The organism is Burkholderia sp. BC1 (genome assembly GCF_052683555.1).
This window is the reverse complement of record NZ_JBQYLP010000017.1, coordinates 100604-121692: the sequence shown is the minus strand read 5'-3', so window position 1 is coordinate 121692 and position 21089 is coordinate 100604. Positions and strand designations below refer to the sequence as shown.

Here is a 21089-nt window from a genome sequence, read left to right as displayed (position 1 = left end):
TACCTATACCGACCAAAATAACCAGCAGATTGCGAATTCCGTTATCGAAGGCAACGTGCTGGACGTGAGTACCCCGGGGACGATCAAAGCGGGGACCAATCTTACCCTCACAAAATCGCTTGCTGCGATCAATAGCAACAATACGGCCGGCCTGGCAGCCGGCTCCGTTCTCGGCACGATCAGCGGCCTGGATCTTGCAACGGACTCAGCCGGTAACGTTACCGATGTGAGCGGCTCGGCGACCTATCCTGCCGCCTCGGGCAACATCACGTCGATCACCGTCAAGTCGGACGGCAATACGGGCTTCCAGTTTTTCGACCAGAACGGCAATGCTCTGAGCACGAACGCCATCAAGGCCGTATTCGACCCGACCTCGGCTGTGCCGGGCGGAACGCTGGCGGCAGCCGCAACGCCTCCCACTCAGTTCATCAACGCGAACGCCGCTGCAACGACGCAATCGGTATCGAACATCGACATCAGCACGGCTAACGGCGCGAACGACGCGATGGAATCGATCGACAACGCATTGACGCTCGTGAACAACATCCAGGCGAGCCTGGGCGCGGCACAGAACCGCTTCACGGCAATTGCGACGACGCAGCAGGCTCAGTCGACCGACCTGTCGCAAGCTCAATCGCAAATCCAGGACGCGAACTTCGCGCAGGAAACCGCGAACCTGAGCAAGGCACAGGTTCTGCAACAAGCCGGCATCTCCGTGCTCGCGCAAGCGAACTCGCTGCCGCAGCAGGTCCTGAAGCTCCTGCAGTAATCGCTTCCCGCAGTCACGCCCGGAGCATCGCGCAGCATGTCGCGCGGCGCCCCGGGCGCTTCGGTCTACGCGAATCGATAACCGACCGAATCGCAATAGACGCAGGATTTCACGCAGCACGCATTCGCATAACCACACACGTATCGCTCGTCCGGGGCACGGAGCCGTCATATGTCCACCGTCAACACCAACACGTCCAGCGCTAGTGCGAACAGCGCGCTCCAGCAAGCCGCGCAATCGATCATCAGCGGCTCGACCGGCAACACGACGATGGACGTCAACTCCCTCGTGACGGCGCTCGTGAATGCAAAAACGGCGGGCCAAGCCGCTGCCATCACGGCAAAACAAACGGCAGACAACACGCAGATTTCCGCCTACGGTACATTGTCCGCAGCACTATCGGCACTTCAGGCCAGCCTGACGACGCTCAGCGACGGCACCATGTTGAGCAAGTTCAGCGCGACCGCGAGCGGCGACGGCATCACGGCGACCGCCGGCAAAGGCGCCGTCGCCGGAGCCTATTCGGTAGGTGTACGCCAGATTGCAAGCGCACAGGTGCTGACGTCGCAAGGTTTCCAGCCGCCCACGCAAGCACTCGGCACCGGCTCGATGACGCTGACGATCGGTGGCAAGTCCAGCACGATCACGCTCGACAACTCGAACAATACGGTCGCCGGCATCGCCGCGGCGATCAATGCGGCGAGCGACAATCCGGGTATTTCGGCGACCGTCGTCAACGGCGTCGATGGCGCGCACCTTGTGCTGCGCTCGACCGCGACCGGCGCAGCCAACGTGATCAATACGACGGTGACGGGCACCGTATCGTCCGCACTGGCCGTTTCGTCGAACGCGGGCGGCACGCCGAGCATCGATAGCAACGGCAACGTCGTCAGCGCCGGCAGCACGGCGCCCTCATCCAACAACGGATGGACACAGTCCGCCGCCGCACAGGACGCGTATGTGACGATTGACGGCACGGCCGTGACGAGTGCGAGCAACACGCTCTCGTCGGCACTGACCGGTGTCACGTTGAATCTGACGTCGGCCGCGGTCGGTACCACACCGCAGGTGCTCACCATCGCGACCGACACGACGTCGCAATCGACCACGATCAACAACTTCGTCAATCTGTACAACACGCTGGTCACCACGTTCGGCACGTTGACGTCCTACAGCCCGACCGCGACCACACAAGGGCCGCTGCTCGGTGATTCGACGTTGAACATGATCCAGAACGGACTCGCGTCGGTCGTCGCCAGCGGCGTGAAGGGCGCCGGTACCACGCAGTCGCTCGCATCGATCGGCATCACGCTTCAGGCTGACGGTACGTTGTCGGTCGACAGCGCGACACTGAACACCGCGCTGCAAAACAACAGCAGCGCAGTGGCCACCGTGTTCAACTCGACCACCGGCGTCGCGGCGAAGATGAACACGCTGATCACCGGCTATCTCGCGACCGGCGGCCCGATCCAGACGCGCACGTCCGCGCTAAACGACGACCTCTCGAACCTGACGAAACAGCAAAGCACGCTGTCCGCCTATCAGACGCAACTCACCAATCAATATCAGGCGCAGTTCACTGCGCTGAACACGCTGATGGCGCAGATGAATAACAATTCGCAGTACCTGACACAGCTCTTCGGCGGGGCGAACAGCCAGGGCGCGATGTCCGCGAACAAGAGCTGAACGACGCGCAATGGAGGCCCTGATGCAAGACCATACCGCTGCCCTCCACGACGACTGGGCCGTGATCGACCGCGTATGGGATCTGACGCAGGCGATCGACGCGGCCGGCAAGCGCCAGGACTGGATCGAAGCTGCACGGCTGGTCGCCGAGCGGTCGCCGCTGCTGATGTCGCTATCGATGCCGCAATCGGATGCCGCCCGCGACATCCTCCGCGCGATTCACGCGGCCGACCAAGACGTGCTGGCCGGCGCGCGGACCGCACAGACGCAGCTGCAGCAAGCTTACCGGCAGGCCATGAACTCGGTACAGAACGCCGGCGAATATCAACGCGTCGCGCAATTCTGAATGCGTGGCACCACCGAATAACAACTACTCGTGTCCTCGATGACACGCTCGTTCGACTCAGCCCGCGTCATGCGGGCTTTTTCTTTTCTATTGTTCGCCCCCGGTCCGCCGCTACGCTGCGTGACTCTGAGCCCCAACGACTCAACTGTTCGACGAACACCCGCCGCAACTCGCCGCGCAGGAACTGGAACTGCACGAACTCGACGACGAGCAGCTCGGCCCGCAATCGCTTGCGTGGCTGCTGGGCGACAACCCGCTCGCTCCGTCCGCGCGCATCGCGGCCGTCATCAGCGGCGGCGGCTCCATCAACGCGCTCGCGTGCATGCCCCACGCGGTGCCGGCCAGCGCGCCCGCGCCGAACAGCGCGGTGGCCCACAGCAAATCGTCCGGCGTACTGCGTTCGTCGTGGCGATCGTTGCGGTGCGCGTCAAGCGTTGCCCGGCCGCCCACCGACAGGCCGCCGCGCCCGAAGCCCGTCAGGCGCTCGGCGATGATGCCGTAGGCGATCGCGAATGCGGCCATGCTGATGCCGAGCAGCAGCACGGGCCGCCCGCGACTGAGCCCGACCGCGAGTTTCGCGACGCCCGTGCCGAGCACGATGAGTACGATCGCGCGCGCCGCCAGCCGCGCCGCACGCATCTCGCCCGGCGCCCAAAGCCATTCACGCCGGCGCACGGCATCCGCGTATTGGGCCGCGCGGCGCGCGAGGACCTGGCGGAACGCGCCGAAGCTCACTTCGCCGTCCGGTTGAGCGGCCAGCCATTCGCACTCGTCCGCGTAGGCGCCGGCGCGCGCCGGATCGACGAGCGTCACGCGCGTGCCCAGCCGGCCGGCCCGCCTCAGATCGATCGCGCCCGCCTGGATCAGCGACAGCGTCATCACCTGCACGACACGCGTCTCTTCGCCGGCGATATAGGCGACCTGCTCGGCGCTCAGGTCCGGCACCGCTTCGCGCGTGAATACACGTCGGCGCCGGCAGCGGTATTCGACCTGCTGCAGGCCGACGATCAGCAGCAGCGCAACGATGCAGGCCGGGATATAGAACGTGAGGAACTGCGGCCCCGTGTAGTTCAGCAGGTTGAGGTCGTGCGCCGACGCACAAGTCGCCGCGACACTTGCGGCGGCCGCCGGCCACGCCAGCTTGGGCAGACGATTGCGCCAGTTGCGCCGCGCCGCGGATGCCGCAGCCCCGCGCTCGCCCGGCTCGCGTGCGGCCGAGCCGCCGTCGGCACGCGACGATGCGGTGTCAGCGCGCGCACGCGCCGGACGAGGCCAGATCGATTCGGGCGGCTCGCAGCCGAACAGCCGACGATAGCTGTCGAGCGTATCGCGATAGCGCTGCTCGTACACGCGTGCCTCGTCCGGCGCGCCCGTGCCGGGCATGTGATGCAGCGGCGCCTGCAATACGTCGGCACAGAACCCGTCCCAGTATTCGCGCGTGTATTGCAGATGGAGATGCCATGCGGCGTCGACCGCGACCGACGGCGTAACCGGATGCCCGGCCGCCTGCGCAAGGAATGCGAAACGCTTGTATTCCTCGATCACGGCCAGTGCGCGATCGTGCGACCAGCCTTCGGCGTCGGCGAGCCGCCGGCTGTATGGCAGCGGCGCATGGGGGTCGTCGGGAGAATAGGCGTTCAGGCGCGCGAGCAGCGCCTGCTGCCAGTCGGCCGGCATGTCGCCGGCGATCGGTGAAGACGGGGTGGTAGCCATCGGCATGGGCGCGATGCGCAGACGGCCGCCGCGATCGTCGCTCGAGTTGTCGTTGCGGGCGATTCTCGCATAACGCGCTTACGCGACGGCGAGGCGGCGTGAGGTGCTCGCGCCTTCACGCATGACTGCGCTGAGACCGGCGATGTATGTCAGTGCGATCGAAACAACGACGAAGCGAAAAGCGACAGAGAGGAAAGCCTGAACAGGCAATTTGGCGCGCCCGGCTGGGATCGAACCAGCAACCCCTGCCTTCGGAGGGCAGTACTCTATCCATTGAGCTACGGGCGCCTGAGACAGTGAAACGACCCCAATAAACAAGATCGCCCACGATTTGGCAAGACGGCAAGGATACCCTGTTTCCAATGACGCGTCCACCTTGCGCGCCGGCTCCCGCCTCCACCCGCATCCCGTGCGGGTAAACACGCGTCATCGCGCCGCTCGCCGTGATGTAAACGTTCCGTCTATAATCGTCCGTGCTTCATTGGACAGCCATTTTGCCGTTGCACCGCGCTCACAATTCCTATTCACGGAGACGAGGCAAGCATGAGCGAAGCACCCCACGAATCTCCCGTCAAAACCCCCGGGCAGCTGATTGCCCTCATCATCGCGTCGTTCGCGATTCCGATTGCCCTCATCGTTCTGTTTGCCACCTATGCGAACCACGCGTTCCGCGCGGGCGCCGGCACGGACGCGCTGTCCGACGATCAGGTCGCGCGGCGCATCGCGCCGATCGCGCAGGTCGACGTGAAGGATGCCAACGCACCGCGCACGTACAAGACGGGTGAGGAGGTGTACAAGGCGGTCTGCGTCACGTGCCACGGCACGGGCGCCGCGGGCGCGCCGAAGTTCGGCAACAAGGACGACTGGGCGCCGCGCATCGCGCAAGGCTTCGACACGCTGCTGAAGACGGCGCTCGCCGGCAAGGGCGCGATGCCGCCGCGCGGCGGCACGAACCCCGACGACGTCAGCGACTACGAGATCGCGCGCGCGATCGTCTACATGGCGAACAACGACGGCGCGAACTTCCCCGAACCGGCCGCACCGGCCGCCAACGCCGCGCAGCCCGCCAGCGGCGCGGCAGGCGCATCGGGCGCCGCCGACGCGGCCAGCGCGCAGATCGCCGCCGCGCAGGCCGCAATCGCCGCGATTCCGAAGGCCGGCGAAAAACCGGCAGCCGCGCCGACCAGCGCCGACGCCGCCTCGGCCGGCAAGGCGCTGTACACGCAGGTCTGCCAGGCCTGCCACGCAGCCGGCGTGCTCGGCGCGCCGAAATTCGGCAGCAAGGAAGACTGGGCGCCGCGCCTGAAGGACTCGATGGACACCGTCTACAACTACGCGCTGCACGGCAAGGGCGCGATGCCGCCGAAAGGCGGATCGAACGCGTCGGATGCCGACGTGAAGGCGGCCGTCGACTACATGGTCAACGCAGCGAAATAACGTACGTCGCGCGATAAAGAAACCCGCGACGCGTTGCGCGTCGCGGGTTTTTGTTTGTCCGCGCAATCGCCGCACCGGCGCTGCGGCATCACTTCTGCAGCAGCGCCTTCAGGCTCGCGAGCCGGTCCTTGGGCGTCATCGGCGCTTCCTCGGGCGTCGGCGGCGGCGCATCGTCGAGGCCCATCTCGGGAATGAACCGCGACGGCTCGCACACGACGGTCTCGCGCGCCCGCTTGCGCTTCTTGCACCAGTTCAGATGCAGGCTGCGCTGCGCGCGCGTGATCGCGACGTACATCAGCCGGCGCTCCTCCTCGATCCGCTCGTCGTCGATCGGGCCGTCGTCCTCGCTGCCGCCGCGGTGCGGCATGATGCCCTCCTCGACGCCGACGAGGAACACGTGCGGATACTCGAGCCCCTTCGACGCATGGACGGTCGATAGCCGCACGGCGTCGGGATCCTCTTCCTTGCCTTCGAGCATCGACATCAGCGCGACGGTCTGGATCAGCCCGAGCAGGTTCTTGCCGGTATCGGCGAGCCCGTCCGCGTTGTGGAAACCGTCGGCCTCGCCGTCGACGGCCTCCGTCTCGGGCTTCGTGCCCTTGCGCTTCAGCCATTCGAGGAACTCGAGCACGTTCTGCCACTTCGACTGCGCCTGCCGCTCGTCGAACGCGTCGTACAGATACGCCTCGTAGTGGATCGCTTCCATCATGTCGTCGAGCACGACGGACGCCGGCTCCTTGTCCGCGCGCTCGGTCAGCCGCTGGATGAAGTCGCAGAACATCCGCAGCGGCTCGATCTGCCGCGCCGACAGCCGCGCTTCGATCCCGCCCATATAAACGGCCTCGAACAGCGACACCTTCGCCTGCCCGGCAAATGCGCCGAGCGCCTCGAGCGTCGTGTTGCCGATCCCGCGGCGCGGCGTCGTGACGGCGCGAATGAAGGCGGGATCGTCGTCGGCGTTCGCGATCAGGCGCAGATACGCGCACAGATCCTTGATCTCGGCCTTGTCGAAGAACGACTGGCCGCCGGACAGCACGTACGGAATCCGCTCGCGCCGCAGCACCTGTTCGAAGATCCGCGCCTGGAAGTTGCCGCGATAGAGGATCGCGTAGTCGCGGAACTGCGCGCGACGCTCGAACTTGTGCGCGGACAGCCGGAACACGACCGATTCGGCCTCGTGCTCCTCGTCGTTGCAGGCGGTGACGGTGATCGCGTCACCCATCCCGTGCTCGGACCACAGCTTCTTCTCGAACAGCTTCGGGTTGTTCGCGATGACGTTGTTCGCGGCCGTCAGGATCCGCACCGTCGACCGGTAGTTCTGCTCGAGCTTGATCACATGCAGCTTCGGAAAATCCTTGCCGAGCTGCGCCAGGTTCTCGAGCGTCGCGCCGCGCCAGCCGTAGATCGCCTGATCGTCGTCGCCGACAGCCGTGAACGCGGCGCGCGGGCCCGCGAGCAGCTTCAGCAGCTGATACTGGCACGCGTTCGTGTCCTGGTACTCGTCGATCAGCAGGTAGCGCAGCTTGTTCTGCCAGCGGTCGCGCACCTGCTCGTTCTTCGCGAACAGCTCGGTCGGCAGCCGGATCAGGTCGTCGAAGTCGACGGCCTGGTACGCGTGCAACGTCGCGACGTAGTTGCGGTACACGAGCGCGGCCTGGTGCTCGTCCTCGTTCGCGGCGATGGTCATCGCCTCCTCGGGCGTGACGAGGCCGTTCTTCCACAGCGAAATGATGTTCTGGATCTTGCGGATCAGGCCCTTGTCGGTCGTGCCGATCTGCTCCTGGATCATGCCGAAGCAGTCGTCCGAATCCATGATCGAGAACTGCGGCTTCAGGCCGACGTGCTCGGCCTCCTGGCGCAGGATCTGCACGCCGAGCGAGTGGAACGTGCAGACGGTCAGCTGGTTCACGGGCACCTTGCGCCCTTCCTTGCCGGGCGTCGTGAGCGTCTTGCCTTCGAGCAGCTTCGACACGCGCTCGCGCATTTCGGCGGCCGCCTTGTTCGTGAACGTGACGGCCGCGATGTGGCGCGGCTCGAAGCCCTTCGCTTCGATCAGGTGCGCGATCTTCTGCGTGATCACGCGGGTCTTGCCGCTACCCGCGCCGGCGAGCACGAGGCAGGGACCGTCGAGGTAGCGCACCGCTTCGTTCTGAGCGGGGTTCAGGCCTGCGGACATGATGTCGGATGATGTTGCGGTTGACGGCGATGGGCCGGGAGGATGCCGCGCGCGCCGGGGGCTGCGAAGCACGCGCATGCGCGGACAGGACGCGCATGTTAACACGTCGGCGGCGCGCGTTTCGCGAAGCCCGCCGCCGACCGCCGGCACGGCGCGCCCACGATCGCGCGGTGGGCCGAGCGCCGGCGCGCGTCGCCGTCGCCGTCTCACCTCGGCCGAACGGCCGATCGCGCCCCACCGCGGCGTCATGCCAAAATAGCCGGTCGTCATCGCGCCGCCCAGGCGCGCGATCCTTCCGTTTCATTCGTCGCCAGGAATTGCCATGTCGTCATTGCTCAGGATTGGTCTGATGGGTTTCGGTTTCGCGGGCGCCACGTTTCACGCGCCGGTGATCGCCGCGAGCGGCCGCACGGAGGTCGCCGCGATCGCGACGGGTCAGCCCGATCGCGCGCGCGCCGCGTATCCGGGCGCGCGCATCGTCGCCGATCTCGACGCGCTGCTCGCACTCGACGACATCGATTGCGTCGTGATCGCCACGCCGAACGACACGCACTTCGCGCTCGCGCGCCGCGTGCTCGAGGCGGGCCGCCACGTCGTCGTCGACAAGCCGGTCACGCTGACCGCCGACGAAGCGCTCGCGCTCGCCCGGCTCGCGAATGCGCGCAGCCGCCTGTTCGCGCCGTTCCACAACCGCCGCTGGGACGGCGATTTCCTCACGGTGCGGCGACTCGTCGAATCGGGCGAGCTCGGCCGCCTCACCTATTTCGCATCGCACTTCGACCGCTTCCGGCCCACGCCGCGCACGCGCTGGCGCGAGGAGCCGGCCCGCGGCGGCGGCCTGCTGCTCGACCTCGGCCCGCACCTGATCGATCAGGCGCTTGCGCTGTTCGGGCTGCCCGAGACGGTGAGCGCGACCGTCAAGACGCGCCGCGACAACGGCACCGCGCCGGATTTCGTACATCTGCTGCTCGGCTATCCGGACAAGGACGTCGCGCTGCACGCGAGCGCGCTGTCGGCGATCGAGCCGGCGCGCTTCACGCTGCACGGCACGCGCGGCAGCTATCAGAAATACGGCCTCGACACGCAGGAAGACCAGCTGAAGGCCGGCCTTACGCCCGACGACGTCGAATTCGGCGGCGGCAACCGCCCGGGCGTGCTGCGCGTGCTCGAGGGCGAGATCGAAGTCGAGCGGCCGGTGCCGACGCTCGACGGCCAGTACGCGGAGTTCTACCGCGCGCTCGCCGCGGCGGTGCAAGACGCGGCGCCGTTCCCGGTCACGCCGCAGGACGCGGTCGACGTGATGACGATCATCGAGCTCGCCGCACAGAGCGAACACGACGGGCGACGGCTGCCGTTCGTGCGGCGCACGATCTGACGGCGCGCGGCGCGGCAGCGCGGCTCGGGCGTCGCTGCTCGCACGCTTGCGGCGGCCGCTTTCCCGCGGCCGCCTGCGCGCCGCCGCGCGAGCGCGAGCCGCTATCGGCGGCCGTCCCGCTCGCGCCGCCCCGCCGCCCCGGCCCAACATTCCGTTACAACTGGCGCGGGAACGAAAGTCAGCGGTGCGCCGGTCTGACGCGTTTCCCAAAAAGCCGATCCGACACCCTATCCTCAGGAGAATTCGATGCAACGGTTGGTTCGCGCAGCGCTCTGCTGCGTCCTGATTTCCTCGCTCGCTGCGTGCGTCGTCGAGCGGCCGCGGCCCGTGCGTCCGGCGCCCGCCCCTGCGGCGCCCGCGCCGCGCCCGAATCCGCAGGCGGCCGCCAACGAGCGGATGCAGCAGGTGCTCGGCCGCATCGACATCCTTCACCGCCGCATCGACACGCGCGTGAACGGCGGCGCGTATCCGCCGCCGTACGGCGCCCAGCTGCACCATCGTCTCGACGTGATCCGGCAGGAATCGAGCGACATGGCCGGCCAGCACGGCGGCGGGCTGTCGGCCGACGAACAGCGCGTGCTGAATCAGGAACTGGACACGGTCGCGCGCGCGATCGGCGAGTGATCCGGCACCCGTCGCGGCTGAAAAACGGGGCGGTGTCGGGCACCGCCGCTTGTCGCGAAGCGACATTCTTTTGCTCAAATTGACAAGGCTCGACCGCTCGCGTACAGTCGCCCGCACGCGTCGGGAGAGCGCGTGACCGCAGCGTTTCAGCATCGGTCGCGCCGCCGAAGGGGCACACCCGCAAACTCTCAGGCAAAAGGACCGACCGCGTCGGGGAATCCCGTCCGCGCTTCGCGCGGGCCGCACCACTCCCCGCACTCTGGAGAGCGGCAGTAGCCGGTTGCGCATGCAGCGCCGGCAGGCTGCCCACCGAAGGGGCGCGCGTTTGCCGGGTCAATCCCGCAGCGCAATCTCTCAGGTATCGAGGACAGAGGGGCATGTACAGGATCGCTCGCCGGCCCATCGCCGCAGCGGTCGGCACATGGCCGTTCTGATCCGCGCGCAAGCGCCTTGCCTGAGGCCTCGATGACTGCACTGAAACATACCCCGCTCAACGCCGCGCATCGCGCACTCAATGCCCGCATGGTCGACTTCGGCGGCTGGGACATGCCCGTCAACTACGGCTCGCAGATCGAAGAGCACGAAGCGGTGCGCACCGACGCCGGCATGTTCGACGTGTCGCACATGTGCGTCGTCGATTTCACCGGCAGCCGCGCGCGCGCCTTCTTCGAGCACGCGATCGCGAACAACGTCGGCAAGCTCAAGACGCCCGGCAAGGCGCTCTACTCGTGCCTGCTCAATCCGCAAGGCGGCGTCATCGATGATCTGATCGTCTATTACTTCACCGAAGACTTCTTCCGCGTGGTCGTCAACGCCGGCACCGCCGACAAGGACATCGCCTGGTTCAACCAGCTCAACGAGCAAGGCGGCTACGGGCTCACGATCGCGCCGCGCCGCGATTTCGCGATCGTCGCCGTACAGGGTCCGAACGCGCGCGAAAAGGTCTGGGCGACCGTGCCGGCCGCGCGTGCCGCGACGAGCGAGCTGAAGCCGTTCAATGCCGCGCAGGTCGCCGGCACGCCGTTCGGCGATCTGACGGTCGCCCGCACCGGCTACACGGGCGAGGACGGCTTCGAAGTGATCGTCCCGGCCGTGCACGTCGAGGCGCTGTGGAACGCGCTGCAGCAGCACGGCGTGCGTCCGTGCGGGCTCGGCGCGCGCGACACGCTGCGGCTCGAAGCCGGCATGAACCTGTACGGCCAGGACATGGACGACACCGTCTCGCCGCTCGACGCGGGCCTCGCCTGGACGGTCGACCTGTCGACGCCGCGCGCGTTCGTCGGCCGCGAAGCGCTCGAGCGTAACGGCACGCGCGCCGCATTCGTCGGCCTGATCCTGCAGAAGGAAAACGGCAAGGCGGGCGGCGTGTTGCGCGCGCACCAGAAGGTCGTCACGCCGCACGGCGAAGGCGAGATCACGAGCGGCACGTTCTCGCCGTCGATGCAGGAATCGATCGCGTTCGCCCGCGTGCCGACGGCCGTTCAGGTCGGCGACACGGTTCACGTGCAGATTCGTGACAAGCAACTTCCCGCGCGCGTGGTAAAACTGCCGTTCGTGCGCAACGGCAAGGTCCTCGCTGCGTAACGACCGGGAGTGCCTCCCGGTTCGCCGGGATATGGCGCCCGGCAAAACAACCGCATCGGTGCGCCCGCCCGGCGCGCCGGCACAACGAATCACACTTTTATCCAGGAGCATCCGATGAGCAACGTCCCGGCCGATCTGAAGTACACCGAGGAACACGAGTGGATCCGTACCGAAGCAGACGGCACGCTGACGGTCGGCATCACCGATCACGCGCAGAGCACGCTCGGCGACATCGTCTTCCTCGAACTGCCGGAAGTCGGCAAGCAGGTGACGGCCGGCGACGCGGTGGGCGTCGTCGAGTCGGTGAAGGCCGCGTCCGACATCTATTCGCCGGTGTCGGGCGAAATCGTCGAGATCAACTCGGCGATCGTCGACACGCCGGACTCGGTCAACAGCGACGCATACGCGAGCTGGCTGTTCAAGATCAAGCTCGCCGACGGCGCATCGACCGACAAGCTGATCGACGCGGCCGCCTACGGCAAGCTGATCGACTGATTTTTCCGACCCGAAACGCGCGGGGCCGGCAGCCATCCGGCGCCGCGCAAGCCGGAAGCGGTCGCCGCGCCGCTTCCGGTCGACCGCCCAGCATGGGGCCGGACCGGCGCCGATACGCCGCTCCGTCCCGATAGGAACGCCATGAAGCTCGAACACCCGGACCGCCTGATGAACCGCACGCCCCTCTCGCTCGCCGCGCTCGAAACGCACGACGCGTTCGCCGAACGCCACATCGGCCCCGATGCCGCCAGCCAGCAGGCCATGCTCGACACGCTCGGCTTTGCGTCGCGCGCCGCGCTGATCGAGGCCGTGATCCCGGCCTCGATCCGCCGCAACGAAACGCTGCCGCTCGGGCCGTTCTCGCAGCCGAAGAGCGAAGCCGAAGCGCTCGCCGCGCTGCGTGCGCTCGCGGACAAAAACCAGGTGTTCCGCTCGTATATCGGCCAGGGCTATTACGACACGCATACGCCGGCCGTGATCCTGCGCAACGTGCTCGAGAATCCGGCGTGGTACACGGCCTACACGCCGTACCAGCCCGAAATTTCGCAGGGCCGTCTCGAGGCGCTGCTGAACTTCCAGCAGATGGTGACCGACCTGACGGGGCTGGCGATCTCGAACGCATCGCTGCTCGACGAAGCAACCGCCGCGGCTGAAGCGATGACGCTGCTGCAGCGCGTCGGCAAGCCGAAGTCGAACGTGTTCTACGTCGCCGACGACGTGCTGCCGCAAACGCTCGAAGTGATCCGCACGCGCGCGCTGCCGATCGGCATCGAAGTGAAGACGGGCCCGGCCGCCGACGCCGCGCAGTCGAACGCGTTCGGCGTGCTGCTGCAGTATCCGGGCGTGAACGGCGACGTGCGCGACTACCGCGCGCTGACCGATGCGATCCATGCGGCCGGCGGCCACGTCGTCGTCGCGGCCGACCTGCTCGCGCTGACCGTCCTGACGCCGCCCGGCGAATGGGGCGCGGACGTCGCGGTCGGCAATACGCAGCGCTTCGGCGTGCCGATGGGCTTCGGCGGCCCGCACGCCGCGTATCTCGCGGTGCGCGACGAATTCAAGCGCCAGATGCCGGGCCGCCTCGTCGGCGTGACGGTCGACGCGCAAGGCAAACCGGCGCTGCGCCTCGCGCTGCAGACGCGCGAACAGCACATCCGCCGCGAAAAGGCGACGTCGAACGTCTGTACCGCGCAGGCGCTGCTCGCGATCATGGCGAGCATGTACGCCGTCTATCACGGCCCGCACGGTCTGAAGACGATCGCGCTGCGCGTGAACCGCATCGCCGCGCTGTTCGCGGCCGGCGTGAAGCAGCTCGGCTTCGCGACGGTCAACGACACGTTCTTCGACACGGTCACCGTCGACACCGGCGCACGCACCGCGCAGGTCCACGCATTCGCGAACGCGAAGCGCATCAACCTGCGCCGCGTCGGCGACACGCGCGTCGGCGTATCGATCGACGAAACGACGACGCGCGACGATCTCGCCGATCTGCTCGCCGTGTTCGCGCAGGCGGCCGGCGGCACCGCGCCGTCCGTCGACGCATTGGACGCGGGCCTCGGCGGCGAAGCTGCGCTGCCGGCCTCGCTCGTGCGTACGAGCGCGTACCTGACGCACCACGTGTTCAACCGCCACCATTCCGAAACGGAAATGCTGCGTTACCTGCGCAGCCTGTCGGACAAGGATCTCGCGCTCGACCGCTCGATGATCCCGCTCGGCTCCTGCACGATGAAGCTGAACGCGACGTCCGAGATGCTGCCGGTCACGTGGCCCGAATTCGGCCGCATTCACCCGTTTGCGCCGGCCGAGCAGACCGTCGGCTATCGCGAGATGATCGACCAGCTCGAGCAGATGCTCGTCGCGGCCACCGGCTACGCGGCCGTGTCGCTGCAGCCGAATGCGGGCTCGCAGGGCGAGTACGCGGGCCTGCTGATCATCCACGCATACCATGCGTCGCGCGGCGAAGGCCACCGCGATGTATGCCTGATCCCGGCGTCCGCGCACGGCACGAACCCGGCGTCGGCGCACATGGCCGGCATGAAGGTCGTGGTCGTCGCGTGCGACGCGCAGGGCAACGTCGACATCGCCGATCTGAAGGCGAAGGCCGAGCAGCATTCGGCGAACCTCGCGGCGATCATGATCACCTATCCGTCGACGCACGGCGTGTTCGAGCAGAACGTGCGCGAGATCTGCGAGATCGTGCATGCGCACGGCGGCCAGGTGTACGTCGACGGCGCGAACATGAACGCGATGGTCGGCCTGACCGCGCCGGGCCAGTTCGGCGGCGACGTGTCGCACCTGAACCTGCACAAGACGTTCTGCATCCCGCACGGCGGCGGCGGCCCGGGCGTCGGCCCGGTCGCGGTCGGCGCGCACCTCGCGAAGTTCCTGCCGAACCAGCGTTCGACGGGCTACACGCGCGGCGAAGACGGCATCGGCGCCGTGTCGGCCGCGCCGTACGGCTCCGCGTCGATCCTGCCGATCTCGTGGATGTACATCGCGATGATGGGCGCGAAGAACCTGACGGCCGCCACGGAAACCGCGATCCTCAACGCGAACTACATCGCCAAGCGGCTCGCGCCGCACTATCCGGTGCTGTATTCGGGCCCGGGCGGCCTCGTCGCGCACGAGTGCATTCTCGATCTGCGTCCGATCAAGGACTCGAGCGGGATCACCGTCGACGACGTCGCGAAGCGCCTGATGGACTACGGCTTCCATGCGCCGACGATGAGCTTCCCGGTGCCGGGCACGCTGATGGTCGAGCCGACCGAATCGGAGTCGAAGGAAGAACTCGACCGCTTCATCGACGCGATGATCGCGATCCGCGACGAAATCCGCGCGGTGGAGGAAGGCCGCGCCGATCGCGAGGACAACCCGCTGCGTCACGCGCCGCACACGGCCGCGGTCGTCACCGCGAACGAATGGCCGCATGCGTACTCGCGCGAGCAGGCTGCGTACCCGGTTGCATCGCTCGGCACGAACAAGTACTGGCCGCCGGTCGGCCGCGCCGACAACGCGTACGGCGACCGCAACCTGTTCTGCGCGTGCGTGCCGATGTCGGACTACGCATAACGCAGCGCCGGCCCGATCGTCCGGCGCGCCTTGCCCCGCACGCCGCCGCGCGCAGCGTGCGGGGCGCGTGCCGCAGGCCGATCCGCCTCACATTCGTCCGCCAATCCGGCTAACATCACGCGATCCAGCCAAACGAGGAGTTCCGTATGGTGCGTCCGATGTTTCCGGGCCACGACGCGACGCAGACTCGGCGCCGCACGCGCGCCGGCCGCTTCGTGCCGACGCTCGCCGCGTCGCTGTCGTTTGCCGCTGCCGGCTTCGGCGCGGCCGGCAGCGCGCACGCGGCGATGAATTTTTGCGCGGCGCCCGCCCTGCAGGCGAGCGAGACGACGCATGCCGAGCCGGGCGTGCAGGCGCTGATCCGCAGCGTCGACGCGCGCATCGGCGAGCAGCCGCACGCGATGGCGCGCGTGCACACCGAAGGCACGCTGCCGCACGAGGGGATCTACGATCAAAGCGTCGAAGCGCTGAAGGACATGGATCTGATGCGCGACGCCGCGCTCGCGTGGCGCGTGACGAATGCGCCGCGCTATCTGCAGCTCGTCGACCGGTTCCTGTCCGTGTGGGTTTCGACGTATCAACCGAGTTTCAATCCGATCGACGAGACGCGCTTCGAGAGTCTGATCCTTGCGTACGACATGACCGCGAGCGCGCTGCCGGTGAAGACGCGCAACGCGACGTCGGCGTTCATCGCGAAGCTCGGCGCCGGCTATGTCGCGCAGATCGACGCGCAGAAGCGGCCGCTCACCGGCATCTGGCGCAACAACTGGCAGAGTCATCGGATCAAGCTGATCGCGCTCTCGGCGTTCACGCTCGGCGACCGCAAGATGATGAACGCCGCGCAGCGGCTGTTCGTCGAGCATCTGGCCGACAACATCGGCCCGGACGGCGCGACCTCGGATTTCGATGAACGCGATGCGCTGCACTATGCGGTCTACGATTTGCAGCCGCTCGTCACGGCCGCGCTGGCCGCGCGCCGCTTCAACCGCAACTGGCTGCGCGAGCGCGGAACGAACGGCGCGACGCTCGCCGCGGCGCTCGACTGGCTCGTACCGTACGCGCTCGGCGAGAAGACGCACGAAGAATTCGTGCATTCGACGGTACCGTTCGATGCGAAGCGTCGCGAGGCCGGCTTGCCGGGCTATACGGGGCAGTGGGACCCGAAAAACGCCACCGAACTGTTTCATCTCGCTGCGCGGCTCGACGGGCGCTACGCCCGCGTCGCGCAGCAGCTTTCTCCAACGCCGCCCGCATGGCTCGCCGCGTGCCTGCCGTTGCAGGCGCGCTAGTTTTTTATCGCAAGGCAGGAATTCAAATGGCAGTCAGCGTGTTTGACCTTTTCAAGATCGGCATCGGGCCGTCCAGTTCGCATACGGTCGGACCGATGCGCGCAGCGCTGATGTTCGTCCAGGGCCTCGAGCGCGACGGGCTGCTCGACGCGACTGCGCACGTGAAGGTCGAGCTGTACGGTTCGCTCGGCGCGACCGGCAAGGGTCACGGCACCGACCGCGGCGTGATGCTCGGCCTGCTCGGCGACGCGCCCGACACGGTCGATCCCGACACGATCGGCGCACGGCTCGAACAGGTGCGCACGTCGAAGCAGCTCGCGCTGCTCGGCAAGCACGCGGTGCCGTTCGTGCTGAAGGAAAACATCGCGTTCTACCGGCAGGCGCTACCCGAGCACCCGAACGGGATGAAGCTGCGCGCGTCCGACGCGAACGGCGCGGTGCTCGCCGAGCGCACGTATCTGTCGGTCGGCGGCGGCTTCGTCGTGACGGCCGGCGCACCGAACACGAAGGTGCTGAGCGCAGCCGAACAGATGACGCATCCGTTCCGCACCGGCGCCGAGCTGCTCGCGCTGACCGAGTCGACCGGCAAGTCGATCGCGCAGCTGATGTGGGAAAACGAGCGTGCGTGGCATACCGAGCAGGAGACGCGCGACGGCCTGCTGAAGATCTGGGCCGTGATGCAGTCGTGCGTGTCGCGCGGCTGCGGCATCGGCAACCCGGACGCCGAAGGCAACCTGCCGGGCCCGTTCCAGGTGAAGCGCCGCGCGCCGCAGCTGTACCGCGCGCTGACGGGCAACCCGGAGCGTGCGCTGCAGGATCCGCTGTCGATGGTCGACTGGATCAATCTGTATGCGATCGCGGTGAACGAGGAAAACGCGGCAGGCGGGCGCGTCGTCACCGCCCCGACCAACGGCGCGGCCGGCATCATCCCCGCCGTGCTGCATTACTACACGCGCTTCACGCCGGGCGCGAACGAACAGGGCGTGATCGACTTCCTGCTGACGGCCGCCGCGATCGGCATTCTGTACAAGCTCAACGCGTCGATTTCGGGCGCGGAAGTCGGCTGTCAGGGCGAAGTCGGCGTCGCCTGCTCGATGGCGGCCGGCGCGCTCGCGGCGGTGCTCGGCGGCACGCCGCGCCAGGTCGAGAATGCGGCCGAGATCGGCATGGAGCACAACCTCGGCCTCACGTGCGACCCGGTCGGCGGGATGGTGCAGATTCCGTGCATCGAGCGCAACGCGATGGCGTCGGTGAAGGCCGTCAACGCGGCGCGCATGGCGCTGCGCGGCGACGGCTCGCACTACGTGTCGCTCGACTCGGTGATCAAGACGATGCGCGAAACCGGCGCCGACATGAAGACGAAGTACAAGGAAACGTCGCGCGGCGGGCTGGCCGTGAACATCGTCGAGTGCTGAGCGGCGGCCGTCATGGCCGCTCGCCCCGACCGCGCGATACGCACCCGCCTTCCATCGGCGGGCCGTCGCGCGCCGGCCGCCCTCGCGGCCGTTCGAACCGGCCGGCCGCGGTGTCCGTCGCCGACATGACGACGCAGCTCGCGCGCCCTGCGTTCCGACACTTTTCATCGGCCGGCATACCGAAGCCCCGCCAACGAGCGTAATCTGTACGTCCCGCTACCCAGGGAGACGGCAGCCCATGTCGCATTCCAAGGATCTCGAGCAGCCCGCCACCACCGGCGCCCGACTGCTCGTCGACGCGTTGCTCGCCAATCACGTCGAACGCGTGTTCTGCGTGCCGGGCGAGAGTTTTCTCGCCGTACTCGATGCGCTCGCGGACGACACCGCGCGCATTCAGACGGTCGTCTGCCGCCACGAGGCGGCCGCCGCGAACATGGCGGAAGCGGTCGGCAAGCTGACCGGCCGCCCCGGCATCGCGTTCGTCACGCGCGGGCCCGGCGCGACGCACGCGTCGATCGGCGTGCATACCGCATTCCAGGATTCGACGCCGATGATCCTGTTCGTCGGCCAGTGCGCACGCGAGCACCTCGATCGCGAGGCGTTCCAGGAAATCGACTACCGGCGGATGTTCGGCCAGATGGCGAAATGGGTCGCGCAGATCGACGATCCGCGCCGCATCCCCGAATATCTGAGCCACGCCTTTCACGTCGCGACATCCGGGCGGCCGGGGCCGGTCGTGCTCGCGCTGCCGGAAGACGTGCTGTCCGACGCATGCGCGCCGCAGCCGCCGGTGCCCGCCGCGAAACGCGTCGCGGCCGCGCCGTCGCCGGCCCAGATCGACGAGCTGCGCGAGCGGCTCGCGCGCGCGGAACGCCCGTTCGCGATCGTCGGCGGCAGCGGCTGGACGCCCGAGGCCTGCGCGAATCTGCGCACCTTCGCCGAACGCTGGCAGTTGCCGGTGGGCTGCGCATTCCGGTATCAGGACACGTTCGACAACGCGCATCCGAACTACGCGGGCGACGTCGGGCTCGGCATCAATCCGGCGCTCGCGAAGCGCATCCGCGACGCCGACTTGCTGCTCGTGCTCGGCCCGCGCCTCGGCGAAGCGACGACCGGCGGCTATACGCTGCTCGACATCCCGAAGACGCGGCAGACGCTGATCCACGTGCATCAGGGCGCGGACGAGCTGGGCCGCGTCTATGCGGCCGACCTGCCGATCGTCTCGGGGATGCCGGAGATCGCCGCGCCGCTCGCCGCGCTCGAGCCGCCCGCCCCGCTTCCGTGGGCCGGCACGGCCGCCGACGCGCACCGCGCCTACCGCGAGTGGCATGCGCCGCTGCCGATGCCGGGCGACGTGCAGCTCGGCGACGTGATGGTGCAGCTGCGCGAGCGGCTGCCGCACGATGCGATCGTGACGAACGGCGCCGGCAACTATGCGATCTGGCTGCATCGTCATTTCGCGTACCGGCACTTCCGCTCGCAGCTCGCGCCGACGAGCGGCGCGATGGGCTACGGCGTGCCGGCCGCGCTCGCCGCGAAGTCGCTCTATCCCTCGCGCGCGGTGGTCGCGCTGGCCGGCGACGGCTGCTTCATGATGGCCGGCAACGAACTGGCGACCGCGATGCAGTACGGGCTGAACATCGTCGTGATCGTCGTCAACAACGGGCATTTCGGCACGATCCGCATGCATCAGGAGCGCAACTATCCGGGCCGCGTGCACGGCACGGGCCTCACGAACCCCGACTTCGCCGCGTATGCGCGCGCGTTCGGTGCGCATGGCGAGACGGTCGTGCGCACGGCAGAATTCGCGCCGGCGCTCGACCGCGCGCTGACCTGCGGGCTGCCCGCGCTGATCGAGATCCGCATTCCGCAGGACGCGAGCACGCCGGCCGCGACGCTCGAACAGATCCGCGAGCAAGGCCGTCGCGCGCGCGGCGCATGACGGTGGCCACGCTCGCCGCGCCGGCCGCCGCCGCACTGTCGCACGACGCGGCGCTCGCGTTTCCCGGCACGCTGCTCGCGCCCGACCGCATGCTCGTCGCGCCGTACGACCTCGAGCACGGCCCGGCGCGCGCGGCCGGCTACGTGCCGGCCGCGCCGGCGCTGCAGCTGCTGCATGCCGCGCAGCGCCCGTTCCGGCTCGACTACAGTCGCGCGACGCAGGTGCACGTGATCAACGGGATGGGCGTCGCGCTCGGCGATTCGGTGATCGGGCTGACCGCGCTCGCCGCGCTGCGCGACGCGCATCCGGACCTGCGCTTCACGCTGTATCGGCCCGCGCGTGCGCCGCGCTACGTCGAGGCGCTCTATGCGCTCGCGGCCGACGTCGTCGCGCCGACGCGCGCGCTGCCGTGCGCAGCCGACGCGCTACCCGCGCACGCACCGTGCATCGACATCGGCAATCACCTGTACTGGCCGGCGTTCGCGCATATGCCGATGATCGATTTCTTCCTCGATGCGCTCGGTGCGGACCCTGCCGCCGTGCCGGCATCGGCGAAGCGCAACGGCTGGCTCGCGCGGCTGGAGCTTCCTGCGCTGCCGGCGGCATGGCGGCGGCCTTACGTCCTGTTCTGCGCGGACGCGAGCACCGCGGTGCGCAGCGTCCCGCGGGCCCGGCGCGCGATGCTCGTCGACCGGCTCGCGCAGCGCTACGGGCTGCCCGTGGTCGGGGTCGGGCCGGTCGCACATCCGGCCTACGTCGACGTGAGCGAGGAGGCAGCCGGCGACACCGCGCGCTTCATCGCCTGGGTGAAAGGCGCGAGCCTGCTGTTCGCACCGGACACGGCCGCGCTGCACGTCGCAGCCGGCTTCGATGTGCCGAGCGTCGCGTGCTTCACGACGATCGAGCCGGCACTGCGCGTGCGCGACTACCCGCATTGCGTGTCGATCGAACTCGAGGTGCCGGCCGAACTGCGCGGCCTGCATCGCAGCGAGCAGCCCGACGACATCGCGGCGATCGATGCGGCCTACGGCGCGCTCGACTGGGATGCGGTGCCGTGGCCGGCTGCGCGGACGGCTGCGCCATAGCGCGCGCCGGCAGCGGCCGGATGCATGCGCAACGCGATCGGCAGCACGCGCGACGGCGACGCTGCGCGCGATTCGCGCGACGTG

The 21089-nt window shown here is 68.1% G+C and carries 15 protein-coding genes, 1 tRNA gene and 2 riboswitches; of the genes, 13 read left to right on the top strand and 3 right to left on the bottom strand.

Annotated elements, in window-relative coordinates; all coding sequences use genetic code 11:
• The 3 genes from ACSHSS_RS11625 to ACSHSS_RS11615 all read left to right on the top strand — a co-directional run.
• Positions 1–769: flagellin (locus ACSHSS_RS11625; RefSeq protein WP_445544975.1), on the top strand; the 769-nt coding region annotated here is incomplete at its 5' end.
• Between the two features lie 171 nt (positions 770–940).
• Entirely contained in the window at positions 941–2455 is a 1515-nt protein-coding gene (gene fliD / locus ACSHSS_RS11620) for a flagellar filament capping protein FliD (RefSeq protein WP_445544974.1), read from the top strand.
• A 22-nt stretch (positions 2456–2477) separates the two neighbouring features.
• Positions 2478–2801, top strand: a complete 324-nt coding sequence (locus ACSHSS_RS11615; protein WP_105841726.1) for a flagellar protein FliT — start codon at positions 2478–2480, stop codon at positions 2799–2801.
• Between the two features lie 141 nt (positions 2802–2942).
• Here ACSHSS_RS11615 and ACSHSS_RS11610 read toward each other — a convergent pair whose 3' ends face one another.
• Both ACSHSS_RS11610 and ACSHSS_RS11605 read right to left on the bottom strand, forming a co-directional pair.
• On the bottom strand, positions 2943–4514 hold the full coding sequence (locus tag ACSHSS_RS11610; RefSeq protein ID WP_394853696.1) for a TIGR04222 domain-containing membrane protein: 1572 nt from the start codon (positions 4512–4514) through the stop codon (positions 2943–2945).
• Positions 4515–4726: 212 nt separating this feature from the next.
• Positions 4727–4802, bottom strand: a tRNA-Arg gene (locus tag ACSHSS_RS11605).
• A 255-nt stretch (positions 4803–5057) separates the two neighbouring features.
• On the opposite strand from ACSHSS_RS11605, the gene ACSHSS_RS11600 reads away from it, so the two are divergent.
• Positions 5058–5951, top strand: a complete 894-nt coding sequence (locus tag ACSHSS_RS11600; RefSeq protein WP_012212500.1) for a c-type cytochrome — start codon at positions 5058–5060, stop codon at positions 5949–5951.
• A gap of 88 nt (positions 5952–6039) precedes the next feature.
• Here ACSHSS_RS11600 and ACSHSS_RS11595 read toward each other — a convergent pair whose 3' ends face one another.
• On the bottom strand, positions 6040–8127 hold the full coding sequence (locus tag ACSHSS_RS11595) for a UvrD-helicase domain-containing protein (RefSeq protein ID WP_012467743.1): 2088 nt from the start codon (positions 8125–8127) through the stop codon (positions 6040–6042).
• A 322-nt stretch (positions 8128–8449) separates the two neighbouring features.
• On the opposite strand from ACSHSS_RS11595, the gene ACSHSS_RS11590 reads away from it, so the two are divergent.
• The 9 genes from ACSHSS_RS11590 (at position 8450) to ACSHSS_RS11550 (ending at position 21005) form a co-directional block, all read left to right on the top strand.
• Positions 8450–9502, top strand: coding sequence for an oxidoreductase (locus ACSHSS_RS11590; RefSeq protein ID WP_006401418.1), 1053 nt, complete (start codon positions 8450–8452; stop codon positions 9500–9502).
• Between the two features lie 246 nt (positions 9503–9748).
• Positions 9749–10126: a hypothetical protein gene (locus ACSHSS_RS11585; RefSeq protein WP_006415625.1), complete on the top strand. Its 378-nt coding sequence runs from the start codon at positions 9749–9751 to the stop codon at positions 10124–10126.
• 111 nt (positions 10127–10237) lie between these two features.
• A riboswitch (glycine riboswitch) is annotated at positions 10238–10340 on the top strand.
• A gap of 35 nt (positions 10341–10375) precedes the next feature.
• Positions 10376–10507, top strand: a riboswitch (glycine riboswitch).
• Between the two features lie 84 nt (positions 10508–10591).
• A complete protein-coding gene (gene gcvT / locus ACSHSS_RS11580) occupies positions 10592–11710 on the top strand; it encodes a glycine cleavage system aminomethyltransferase GcvT (protein WP_253578497.1) in 1119 nt (372 codons plus the stop codon).
• 114 nt (positions 11711–11824) lie between these two features.
• Positions 11825–12205, top strand: a complete 381-nt coding sequence (gene gcvH / locus ACSHSS_RS11575; protein ID WP_006401422.1) for a glycine cleavage system protein GcvH — start codon at positions 11825–11827, stop codon at positions 12203–12205.
• Positions 12206–12346: 141 nt separating this feature from the next.
• Positions 12347–15274: an aminomethyl-transferring glycine dehydrogenase gene (gene gcvP, locus ACSHSS_RS11570; protein ID WP_105809802.1), complete on the top strand. Its 2928-nt coding sequence runs from the start codon at positions 12347–12349 to the stop codon at positions 15272–15274.
• 146 nt (positions 15275–15420) lie between these two features.
• The gene (locus tag ACSHSS_RS11565) at positions 15421–16563 is read left to right on the top strand and encodes an alginate lyase family protein (protein ID WP_212161092.1); all 1143 of its coding nucleotides are present in this window, start codon (positions 15421–15423) and stop codon (positions 16561–16563) included.
• A gap of 26 nt (positions 16564–16589) precedes the next feature.
• Entirely contained in the window at positions 16590–17978 is a 1389-nt protein-coding gene (locus ACSHSS_RS11560; protein WP_006401425.1) for an L-serine ammonia-lyase, read from the top strand.
• Between the two features lie 238 nt (positions 17979–18216).
• Positions 18217–19920, top strand: coding sequence for a thiamine pyrophosphate-binding protein (locus ACSHSS_RS11555; protein ID WP_105765206.1), 1704 nt, complete (start codon positions 18217–18219; stop codon positions 19918–19920).
• Positions 19917–21005 carry an ADP-heptose--LPS heptosyltransferase gene (locus ACSHSS_RS11550; protein ID WP_212161089.1) on the top strand — a complete coding sequence of 363 codons (1089 nt, stop codon included), beginning with the start codon at positions 19917–19919 and terminating at the stop codon, positions 21003–21005. The genes ACSHSS_RS11555 and ACSHSS_RS11550 overlap by 4 nt, the downstream gene beginning before the upstream one ends.
• Positions 21006–21089 lie beyond the last annotated feature (84 nt).